Here is a 10507-nt window from a genome sequence, read left to right as displayed (position 1 = left end):
TCCGCCCCCCGCCCCGCCCCCGTCCGCCCGCCCGCGTCTGCCGCCTCCGGCGCGGCCGGTCCGGCGGCCACCGCAACCGCCGGTGCCGGCGCCGGTACCGAGGTCATCGGCGTGCCGATTGCCTGGCCCAGCCGGTCCAGGTGCTGCCCCTGGGCGACGAGCCGCTGCCCCAGCTTGTCGACGGCGGCCTGCAGGCCACGGCGGCGCTCCGCCTCGGCCGCGATCTCCCGCTCCCCGCCCCGCTGCCGGGTGGACAGCTCCCGCAGCAGCGCCGCGTACTCGTCGAATCCACTCATGGGACATCACTCCCCGCGGCGAACGGCACGATCAGCGCGGTGCGGTGCTCGTGCCGGTCGACGAGCAGGGCGCGCCCCTCGCGCGGAACGTACGCGAGGTCGTGCACGCCGAGGTGCAGGCCCAGGTCGGCGGCGGGCACGTTGAGCGCGATCAGCCCGGTGACGTCGTCGCGCTGCCCGCTGCCGCCGAGATCGTCGGCGAGCCGGCGCAGCCCGCGCCACCAGCCGAGCACGTGCACGCCGCGCGCGGGCCCCTGGCGCAGCACGGCGCGCAGGTCGTCGTACCCGGAACGGAACGTCGCCGGGTCGGAGGCGGCGAGCGTCGTGGCGGCGGCGTCCACCCCGAACACCACCAGGTAGGTGCGCCCGGAGGCCGGGGCGTCACCTGCGGCGGCCTCGGCGAGCTGGGCGCGCAGCGCCTCGGCGGCCAGGCGGCGGACCGGGTGCCCGGCGGCGGCCAGCGTCATGGCCAGGTCGTCGGCGGCGTCGGTGGTGCCGGGCGCCAGCGGCGCGAACAGGAACCGGGCGGTGCCGGGCGCGTGCTGCCGGGCCAGGGACAGCGTGGCCGACCGGAGCACCTCCGCGCCGACGGTGGCGGTGCCGACCACCGCCAGGTGCCGGCCCGGGCTGGCGTCGAGCGCGAACCCGGCCGGGCTGCCGGCGACGTCGACCGCGCGGCCCACGAGCGCGTACGGCGGGTCGGCGCCCGGCGTCAGCGCGGTCCAGGCGCTGTCGTCGGTGAGCCGGGGCGTCTCGTGTCCCCGGAACACCGACGGCGGGCGCGATCCGGCCGGGCGGGCCGCGTGCAGCTCGTGCCGCAGCGCCGCCAGGTCGGCCGAGGCGGCGTGCGCGTCGGGGAACCGCACCTCCGCGTCCGCGCCGGGCGCGCCGGCGGCGGTGTTCACCACTGCGGTGCCGACGGTGAGCCCGCGCGCGGCGTCGTTGCGCGGGTCCAGCACGGCGTCCCCGCCGGGCAGCGCGATCCGCAGCGGGAACTGGCCGAAGATGGCCTCGGCCCGGCCGTAGAGCGCCTCGATGCCGGTGGTGCTCTGGCTGGCCAGCACCAGGTGCAGGCCGTACGAGCGGCCCTTGCGGGCCAGTTCCTCGATCAGGTCGACGGCCTGCCGGGCCAGCGCGTCGTTGCCGGCGAACAGCACGTGGAACTCGTCGATCACGGTGACGATCCGGGGCGGCCGGGCGTTGGGCGGCAGGTCGGCCAGGCGGCTGACCCCGTGCCGCTTGAGCAGGTCGGCGCGGCGGCCCAACTCGGCGCGCAGCTCCCGCAGCACCGCCACGCCGTACTCGCGGTCGGACTCGATGCCCACCGCGTCGGCGTGCGGCAGCCAGGACGGGTCGCGGTCGGTGGGCACGAACTCGGTGAAGCTCACGCCCTCCTTGAAGTCGAGCAGCATCAGCCGCAGCTCGGCCGGGGAGTAGCGGGCGGCCAGCCCGTAGAGCACGTCGAGCAGCAGCACCGTCTTGCCGGCGCCGGTGCGGCCGCCGATCAGCCAGTGCGGCGTGGCGTCGTCGAACGCCACCGCGAGCGGGCGGCGGCCGGCGCGGCCGAGCACGGTACGCAGGCCGGAGGCGGCGGACCCGGCCCAGCGCTGCGCGGGCAGCAGGTCGGCGAACGTGACGACGTCCTGGTCGGCGGTCTCGGCGTACCGGCGGGCCAGCGCGGTCACCGCGGCGTGCGACGGGTCGCCGTCGAGCACCACCGGCGCGGCCAGCCCGCTGCCGTCGGCGCTGAACGGGCGGCCGGGCGGGTCACCGACGAGCGTGTACCGCTCGGTGATCCGCAGGTGGGTGGTGGCGCCCAGCGGCGGCGCGGCGCTCGGCCCGGCGGGCCGGTGACCGGCCAGCAGCACGCAGACCGCGGCGGCCGGGCCGGCGTGGGTGAGCGCGGCGAGCCGGGCCAGCTCCCGGGGCGGCGGCGCGGACGCGGCCACCACCACCAGCAGCTCCCGGTCCTCCGGCGCGGACCGCTGGGCGGTACGGGCGTGCCGCTCGGCCGCGTCGAGCAGCGCTGCTGTCTCCGCCTCGGTGGTCGCCGCCGCGGCGAGCACCCCGGCGTCCTGCAGTGGGCGCAGCGGCAGGAACGCCGCGCCGAAGGCGGCCTGATCGATGCCGACGACCCGGATCGCGCCGGCCGGAGCGGCGGTCAGCAGCCGCACCACCACCGCCCGCAGCAGCTCCCCGACGCGCGGGTCGCGGGCGTCCTGATCGAGCGCCAGATGCGCGCCCGCCCCCACCGGCACGAGCACCGGGAACGCGCCGTCGACAGTGGTCGCCGCGCCGAGGCGTACCGGAACGGGGTGGGTCGCGACGCGGGCGGTGCCGGACAGCGCGGCGGCCAGCTCACCGCCGAGGCGGGCCAGCCGCGCGACCAGCTCGGGGCTGCCCACCGGCGCCGGGCCGGCGGCGCCGAGCAGCCGCCGGGCCGCCTCCCAGTGGCGCAGTGCCTGCCGGTGCCGATCGACCGCCTGCCGGTACGCCGCCGCGAGTCTGCCCACCGTCCGCCCTCCGACGTTTGCGATCGAGCAGAACCCTAACGGACCCGCGCCGCACCGGCACGAGGCACTCGGCACGCGAGATTCGTCCACTGTTCATCCGGCTGCACAGGGCCCTAGATCACGCTCCCGCTCGGCTTGCTTGCCCGCCGACCTGGCCCGCGCAATATGCGGCGACGTCGACGGTCACCTTCGTCAGGATGGCCGGTATGGACGAGGTCGAAGTCGTCGTCGCCCACCGTCAGCGCGCGACGCTGCGCGTCGGGGATGTGTTCCTGAAGGTCGACGGCGACCCGGCGCACGCCGCAGTCGAGGTGCGGGCGATGGGCCTGGCACCGGTACCGACCCCGACGATCCTCTGGCACGAGCCGCCCGTGCTCGCGATCGCCGCCGTACCCGGCACGGCGCTCGGCGTCCTCGGCCGACCGTCGGAGGCGTCACCGGCGGCGTGGGCGGCGGCGGGTGCGGCCATCCGGCGACTGCACGACGCGCCGTTGCCGCCGTGGCCGGGACGCCGCCTCGACGACGTGGCGGCGGAACTCGACCGGGAATGCGCGGGGCTGCTCGCCGAGGCGGCGCTGCCCGCCGAGGTGGTCCGGCGCAACCGCAAGATCGCCGAGGCCGCGCTCCGGCCGTGGAAGCCCGTGTTCGTCCACGGCGACCTCCAGATCACCCACGTCTTCGTCAACGGCGACGAGGTGAGCGGCGTCATCGACTGGTCCGAGGCCGCCTCTGGCGACGCCATGTTCGACCTCGCCGTTCTCACGCTCGGACACGAGGATCGCCTGGACGACCTGCTCGCCGGCTACGGCTCCGACGTGGACCGGGACGTGATCCGCGCCTGGTGGTCGCTGCGCAGCCTGGTGGCGTCGCGCTGGCTGATCGCGCACGGCTTCGATCCGGACGCGCCGGGGTGCGAGTTCGACGTGCTCAGAGCCCGGATGCGGGAGCCCTGACCGCCAGGGCTGTCACGCCGAGGCACGCGGGATTCGTCCCCTGTTCACCCGGCTGCGCACGGCCCGGCCCCCACCGTTCCCCCGGCCCGGCTTGCCTTTCCCCCGGCGAACGGCGAACCGGTGCCGGACCCGGCCGGTCTGCTGGCGCTGCCGCCCGGCTTCTCGTACACCGTTGTCGCGCAGGCGGGCGCGACGAAGCTGGAGTCCGGGCAGCCCACCCCGAGCGACGCCGACGGCACCGTTGCTTCCGCGGCCCGCACGGCTCGGTGCTGTGAACAACCACGAGATCGGCGGCGACGAGCCGTACCCGGTGCCGGCGCTGCCGGGCCGCACCCGCCTGCCGTCCGGTGCCGACTGCGAAAGGTGTGGCCCGACAAGGACACACCTGGAAGCGGACCAGCCTCGCCTCGGTCATCGAGCGCATCGAGGTCTCGCGTCATCCGGGCAGGTGTGGCCAGCAACCTCACGCCGCGCGGGGCGAGGATCGCAAGGCGTTAACTCAGCGGCTCAACCTGCGCCAACACCCGCACCCACCAGCGCCTCTGCAACAATCTGAGGGGCCTTCCCCGCTCGTCGCGCCGGTGGCACCGGTCGGGTATGCTGCCCGGCAGAAACGATAAAGCCTACGAAGCCTACGACGTCCTAAAACGCAAATAAATCTGACGCCTGCAAAGCGGACAAAGCGTAAACGGTCCATAGCCACGCCCCTGGCTTGAAGAGGGCTACCCCGTCAGGTACTTGCGTAAGGACAGATCCTTGGGACTCGTTGCCCTCGTTCCTGCAAACCCGTGGCTTGCCGCCGTCCTCGTCGCGGCCACCGTGGCCGTCCCGGTCGCGGGGAAGGTCATCATCACGGCCCTCGCCCTACGGGGAGCTGACCCGAAGGACCGGCCAAGCATCATCAAAGCCTTGGCGGAGCTGTTCCGCTGGTGGCGACGACGGTAGCTCCGACACCCTGGTTCGAGGGGCGCTCAGGACGTGAGCCCTGCTCGCCGACGGGCTAGAACAGCTGCCGGAAGGGCAGGGCTGACGATCCTGCGGTCGCGATCTTGAGCCCTACCTCCGATGCATGAAACGCGGACATGTCGTCGGGACGTTGTTCGCCAACATCCAGTTGCCGGGGTACGTGTTCGCGATCACCGGCCCGTGAGGGCGGCCGAGTAGGCGCACCGCTGAGACGGCAGCGGCCGGCGGTTCCCGGGCGGGAGCCGCCGCCGGCCGGGCAGTGCCGGTATGCGGCGGACGTCCCATTCGACACAGCTCCGCGGGTCGCCTGGCCAGGCGGATCATCGGTACGCTCTGAGCAGGGCCGAAGAAGGAGGTGTCCCCCGATGGCCAACGCACACGACGTTGCCGCGGCAGTGCTCGCCGAGGTCGGCCGCGTCACGGCGATGAAGCTGGAGAAGCTCGTCTACTACTGCCAGGGGTGGCACCTGGCCCGCACCGGAGCACCGCTGTTCGCCGAGCCGATCGAGGCCTGGCGGGAAGGCCCTGTCGTTCCCCTGCTCTACCGGCAGCACCGCCAGCAGCTCTACGTGTCGGATTGGCCGCTCGGGGATGCCTCCCGGCTCACGGACGCCCAGCTCGACTGTGTCCGCTGGGTCACCCGCGAGTACGGAAAATTCTCGGCGGCCGAGTTGTCGACCATGACGCACAACGAGCTGCCCTGGCGAGCTGCTCGGGGGGCACTGCCCGAGTCCGCAAGTTCCTCCGAACCTATCGACACCGACCTGATGCGGACCTACTACGCGAGGCAGACGGCGAGCACAGAAACGGCTGTCGCCCTGGCCACTGCGAACGCCGCGATCGAGGGCGAGGAGTTCGACGAGGAGTGGCAGGAGCGCCTTCGCGATGTGGCCTCGGGTCTGGTGAGCGCTGAGGACCTCATCGCCGAAGAGATCGCCCGCCTGCGCGGATGACCGATCCGTACTGCTGGCCGGGTACGGATTGCCTGGTCAACAAGTTGGGCCTGAGGGATGCCGCCGCCCTACGCGACGCCGAGTTCCGCCTCGTCTCGATCCGGGACGTGCAGGCCGCTCGGACCATCATCCCTGGCAACTACGGTTTGGGTCACCTCCAGGCGTTCCACCGCCATCTCTTCGGTGACCTGTACAAGTGGGCGGGTCAGACCCGTACGGTCGACATCAGCAAGCCCGGGGCCCGTTTCTGCCACTGGCGGTTCATCGACGACCAGGTGAGTACCGTCCTCACCGGACTGTCCGAGGACGGTTTCCTGCTCGGGTTGAGGCGCGAGGCGTTCGTCGAGTCGCTCGCCCACTACTACGGGGAGCTGAACGTCTGCCATCCGTTCCGGGAGGGCAACGGACGGACCCTGCGCGCCTTCCTGCGCCAGCTCGGCGCCGCGGCCGGCTACCTGCTCGACTGGTCGGAACTCGATGCGGCGGACAACATCGCCGCTTGCATCCAGCACCTGAACACCGGCGAGACGGACCTCCTGACGGCAGCGCTCGATCCGGTCGTCCGGCGTATCAGCTGAGCCACGCTGCTCAGTCATAGATCCTGGAGGATATCTCCTGTGCCGCTTGACGCATTCGTTCGCGCAGCTTGACCCGACGACCGCGAGGCCACTGCTGCTCCACCTGAGCACGTTGCCTCCCCGCGCGAGCGCAGCCCTCGGCGGAGACCGCCATCCCCCGCCGGGCCAGTTCGGCATCGAGATCTTCACCGAGCGTCGGTGCTGGTGTCATCGACGCTCACTGACGCCGATCTCCTTGGCCAGGTCGACGAATCCCTGCCAGGCCGCCGGCGCGAAGGCCAGCGTCGCGCCGGCCCGGTCCTTGGTGTCCCGGACCAGCACGACGCCCGCGAGGTTGTCGGCGACCTCCACACAAGAGCCGCCGTTGTTGCCGCTCTTCGTGCTCTTGCGCCATCGCGCAGCGGTCATGTCCATGATCCTGCCGCTTCCATGATCAGGTCTAGTGACTGGGTTCGGGAGAGGGCCTCGCCCCTGATGCGCTCCCACCTACGGCTGAGCGTAGCAACGGCCGCAGCCTCATTAAGTAGCTGCGCGGACGCCTGGCTGTCGACGTGCGCGACATGTTCACCGGTGGGCAGTTCGGCGAGGATGAAGCCGCCACCGAGCCCCGGGTACATGCCGATGTCCCTCGGCACGACGTGTATCTGCACACCGGGCAGGGCTGCGCAGTGGACCAGGTGCTCAAGCTGCTCCCGCATCAGCTCCCGGTCGCCGTAGGCCGACTGATGCAGCACGCCCTCGAAGATGACCGCGACGACCAGAGGCGGCCGGTCCCGACGGAGGATCGACTGTCGTTCGAGCCGCGAGGCGACCAGCTCATCGATTTCCGCTGCGGTCAGCGCCTCGCCGGTCAGCGTCGCGCGTGCATATGCCTCGGTCTGCAACAGCCCGGGCACCCATGTGTGCTCGAACCAGCGGATCGACACGGCGTCCCGCTCCCAGTCGACCCACTCACGCAGCCACGGCGGTTCACGGCGCTTGAGGACGTCCGGCCAAAGATCCCCGACGTCCCGGCCGAGGAGCGCCGCCACCTGGGCACGTCGCCGAGGCTGCGGAATACGTCCCGGAGAGACCCAACGGGCCGCCGTCTTCGGATCCACGCCGGTCTGAGCTGCAAGGCTCTCCGCCGTCTCACCGGCTTCGGCCATCGCCACCTGGAGCGCGTGGTTCATCCTTCCTCCCTCATGGACGTCCCGAACGTCTCGGCACCATACATCAACGCTGTGTATTGGTCCCATAGCTCTCGGCAAAGCTGACCTCCAGGCGGCACAGCCGGTGCTCGGACGTCCGGCGGCCACAGGACCAGGGATGTCGGGCGAGCCGCCCGACACAGCCCCTGGCAGGAGAGGAAACTCATGCCCGACAGCAGGCCGAGGGCGGGTCGACGCGACGCAACGGCGAATGACAGCCCGCTCAAGGCGGGAGATCTCCTCTGCCTCGACCGCAGGGCAAGCGTTCAGTTCTTTCGCCCGATCACCGTTCGCGTGATCCGGGAGATCGAGGATCGCCAGCCGTACGACGGCTGGGCATGGATCGAGGCGTACGAGTTGAACGCCCGAGGCACCGCAGTCGCCAAGCGGGAACTTTTCGTGTATTTGGCTGGTCTGCGCCGACTGGAATCAACAACTCGGGAGCGCATGTCCAGCAGTAGCAGCAGCCGCACTTACGCGGCCACGCGGCTGCGAGGGCTGGGGTGAGCACGGGCGCTCGCGCGCATCTGCCTATGCGCCCACTCTGGATCTGCAAACGCTGCGCTTATCCGTGGCCGTGCGCGGAGGCTCGACTCGCACTGCTCGCCGAGTACGCGAACGATCGTGTCGCCCTGTCGATCTACCTGTGTGGGCAGCTCTATGACGCAGCCCACGAGCTACATCGTCTCAACCCGTACGAGGCTCCCAGCCCACAAGTGTTGTTCGCTCGATTCGTCGGCTGGGCACGGCCGCGCCCGCCACTTCATCCCGCGCAGAGCAGCCCTTGATGCGTCACGTCGACAGACGGCCGGGCGACGAGACGTATCAGGTCACACGGGCCGGCGGGCGCAGGCCGTCCAGCGCGATGGCCAGGACGCGGTCGCGCTGGGCCGGGTCCGGGAACTGGTACGCGGCCAGCCCGCTGATCAGCCGGATCACGTCGTCGAAGCCGGCGTCCGGCCGGGCGGCTCCGGCCTCCTGGGCGCGGCGCAGCAGCGGCTCGCCGGTCGCGTAGATCTCGGTGCGGCAGCTGCGGAACACCTCGGAGTCGTGCACCAGTTCCTCGGCCAGCGCCCGCTTGGTGGCCACGTAGGCGACGAACCGGTGCAGCCAGCCGACGAGGGCGTCCCAGGGCGGCTCGTCGGCCAGGTCGGCGGCGGAGGCACTGAGCGCGCGCACCTCCTCGACGTAGACCGCCTCGAACAGGTCACGCCGGTGGGGGAAGTTGCGGTAGAGCGTGCCGATGCCCACGCCGGCCCGGCGGGCGATCTCCTCCAGCGACGCGCCCGCGCCGTGCTCGCCGAAGACCTCACGGGCGGCGGCGATGAGCGCGTCGTAGTTGCGGCGGGCGTCGGCCCGTTTCGGGCGGCGGGAGAAGACCTCACCGGGCACGTCGGCGTCGGTCATGACCCGCGTCACCCCTTCCGTCTTGCAACCGGAGGCAACCCTCCGCTAAGTTAATGGAGGCAAGCCTCCGGTTGCTGACCGGAGCCACCCCTCCGGATAGCTTACTCCGGACGTCCGGCCGCCACCGCCGCAGGACCGCGCGAGCGGCCACCAGTCTCGTACCGAACGGGGAGTCGTCCCACATGATCCACTCAACCCGGCGCGGCTCGCGCCGGCTCACCTTCCTCGTGCTGGCCGCCGGCACCGGATTCTTCGCGATGCTCCAGTCGCTGATCACGCCGGTGCTGCCCACCATCCAGCACGACCTCCACACCTCGCCCAACACGGTGACCTGGGTCCTCACCGCCTACCTGCTCTCCGCGTCCGTCTTCACGCCGATCGTCGGCCGCATCGGCGACATGGTCGGCAAGGAGAAGACGCTCGTCTTCTCGCTCGCCGCACTGGCGCTGGGCTGCCTGCTGGCGGCCGTCGCCCCCAGCATCGGCGTGTTGATCGCCGCCCGCGTGGTGCAGGGCATCGGCGGCGCCGTCTTCCCGCTGTCGTTCGGCATCATCCGCGACGAGTTCCCGGCCGCCCGGGTCAGCTCGGCGGTGGCTTCGATCTCCGCGGTCGTCGCAGTCGGCGGCGGGCTGGGCGTGGTGCTGGCCGGGCCGATCGTGGCCACGCTGGGCTACCGGTGGCTGTTCTGGATCCCGCTGGTGGTGGTCGGCCTGACCGCGCTCGCCGCGCACCGGTTCGTGCCGCGCTCGCCGGTACGCACCCCGGGCCGGATCAACTGGCTCAGCGCCGTACTCCTGTCCGGCTGGCTGGTGGCGCTGCTGCTGCCGGTCAGCAAGGGCGCCGCGTGGGGTTGGGGCTCCGGCCGGGTGGTCGGCCTGCTGGCGCTGGCCGCGGTGCTCGCGGTCGCCTGGCTGGCGACCGAGGCGCGGGCCGCGAACCCGCTGATCGACCTGCGGATGATGCGCCTGCCGGCGGTCTGGACCACGAACCTCGTGGGGTTGCTCTACGGCGCCTCGATGTTCGCCGTCTACGCCTTCCTGCCGCAGTTCGCGCAGATCCCGACCAGCGCCGGCTACGGCTTCGGCGCCAGCGTCACCCAGGCCGGGCTGCTGATGCTGCCGATGCTCGTCGGCATGTTCGTGGCCGGCCTGCTGGCCGGACGGCTGCAGTCCCGGTTCAGCGCCAAGGCGCAGCTGAGCACCGGCGCGGTGTTCAACGTCGCGGCCGCCGCCATGCTGACCGTCGCGCACGACACCCGCTGGCAGGTCGGTGTCGCCGGTGGCCTGGTCGGCCTCGGCATCGGGCTGGCGTTCGCCTCGATGGCCAACCTGATCGTGGCGAACGTGCCGGCCGGGCAGACCGGCGCGGCGACCGGCATGAACGCCAACATCCGTACCATCGGCGGCGCGATCGGCGCGGCGCTCGCCAGTGCCGTGATCACCGCGAATCCGCAGCCGAGCGGGCTGCCCCGGGAGGCCGGTTTCACGGCGGGCTTCCTGCTGCTCACCGGCATCTCGGTGGCCGCGGCGCTGGCCGCGCTCGCCGTACCCTCCGGCCGCCGCCGGTGGCCGCGGCGACGGATCGGGCCGGCGGTGCCGGACCTGGCGCCGGCGCCGGAGCTGGTCCCGGCCCGCTGACCCCATGGGGTACG

General features: G+C 72.2%; 10 protein-coding genes and 1 pseudogene. 6 read left to right on the top strand and 5 right to left on the bottom strand.

Annotation, left to right across the window (positions count from 1 at the left end):
* A pseudogene (locus BAW75_RS05100) lies at positions 1-296 on the bottom strand (hypothetical protein); the annotation flags it as partial.
* A complete protein-coding gene (locus tag BAW75_RS05095; RefSeq protein WP_104112808.1) occupies positions 293-2809 on the bottom strand; it encodes an FtsK/SpoIIIE domain-containing protein in 2517 nt (838 codons plus the stop codon). The pseudogene BAW75_RS05100 and the gene BAW75_RS05095, both read right to left, overlap by 4 nt.
* 206 nt (positions 2810-3015) lie before the next feature.
* Between BAW75_RS05095 and BAW75_RS05090 the strand changes: the two genes are divergently transcribed.
* From BAW75_RS05090 to BAW75_RS05075, 3 genes are all read left to right on the top strand, one after another.
* Entirely contained in the window at positions 3016-3762 is a 747-nt protein-coding gene (locus tag BAW75_RS05090; RefSeq protein ID WP_104112807.1) for a phosphotransferase family protein, read from the top strand.
* A 1331-nt stretch (positions 3763-5093) separates the two neighbouring features.
* A complete protein-coding gene (locus BAW75_RS05080) occupies positions 5094-5681 on the top strand; it encodes a Panacea domain-containing protein (protein WP_167435522.1) in 588 nt (195 codons plus the stop codon).
* The gene (locus BAW75_RS05075; protein WP_104112805.1) at positions 5678-6259 is read left to right on the top strand and encodes a Fic/DOC family protein; all 582 of its coding nucleotides are present in this window, start codon (positions 5678-5680) and stop codon (positions 6257-6259) included. The genes BAW75_RS05080 and BAW75_RS05075 overlap by 4 nt, the downstream gene beginning before the upstream one ends.
* 207 nt (positions 6260-6466) lie before the next feature.
* On the opposite strand, the gene BAW75_RS05070 is transcribed toward BAW75_RS05075, so the two are convergent.
* Both BAW75_RS05070 and BAW75_RS05065 read right to left on the bottom strand, forming a co-directional pair.
* The gene (locus BAW75_RS05070) at positions 6467-6673 is read right to left on the bottom strand and encodes a DUF397 domain-containing protein (RefSeq protein WP_082930880.1); all 207 of its coding nucleotides are present in this window, start codon (positions 6671-6673) and stop codon (positions 6467-6469) included.
* The gene (locus BAW75_RS05065; protein ID WP_104112804.1) at positions 6664-7431 is read right to left on the bottom strand and encodes a Scr1 family TA system antitoxin-like transcriptional regulator; all 768 of its coding nucleotides are present in this window, start codon (positions 7429-7431) and stop codon (positions 6664-6666) included. Before BAW75_RS05065 ends, BAW75_RS05070 begins: the two co-directional genes overlap by 10 nt.
* Before the next feature lie 183 nt (positions 7432-7614).
* Between BAW75_RS05065 and BAW75_RS05060 the strand changes: the two genes are divergently transcribed.
* Complete coding sequence (locus BAW75_RS05060) at positions 7615-7956, top strand: hypothetical protein (RefSeq protein WP_244206015.1); 342 nt, start codon at positions 7615-7617, stop codon at positions 7954-7956.
* 26 nt (positions 7957-7982) lie between these two features.
* The gene (locus tag BAW75_RS32770) at positions 7983-8237 is read left to right on the top strand and encodes a hypothetical protein (protein WP_104112814.1); all 255 of its coding nucleotides are present in this window, start codon (positions 7983-7985) and stop codon (positions 8235-8237) included.
* A gap of 37 nt (positions 8238-8274) precedes the next feature.
* On the opposite strand, the gene BAW75_RS05050 is transcribed toward BAW75_RS32770, so the two are convergent.
* Positions 8275-8856, bottom strand: coding sequence for a TetR/AcrR family transcriptional regulator (locus BAW75_RS05050; RefSeq protein ID WP_043331116.1), 582 nt, complete (start codon positions 8854-8856; stop codon positions 8275-8277).
* 182 nt (positions 8857-9038) lie between these two features.
* On the opposite strand from BAW75_RS05050, the gene BAW75_RS05045 reads away from it, so the two are divergent.
* Entirely contained in the window at positions 9039-10493 is a 1455-nt protein-coding gene (locus tag BAW75_RS05045; RefSeq protein ID WP_104112803.1) for an MFS transporter, read from the top strand.
* Positions 10494-10507 lie beyond the last annotated feature (14 nt).

The sequence above is a fragment of the Micromonospora chalcea genome (genome assembly GCF_002926165.1).
Taxonomy (GTDB): domain Bacteria; phylum Actinomycetota; class Actinomycetes; order Mycobacteriales; family Micromonosporaceae; genus Micromonospora; species Micromonospora chalcea.
This window is presented reverse-complemented; position numbering and strand designations above follow the sequence as displayed.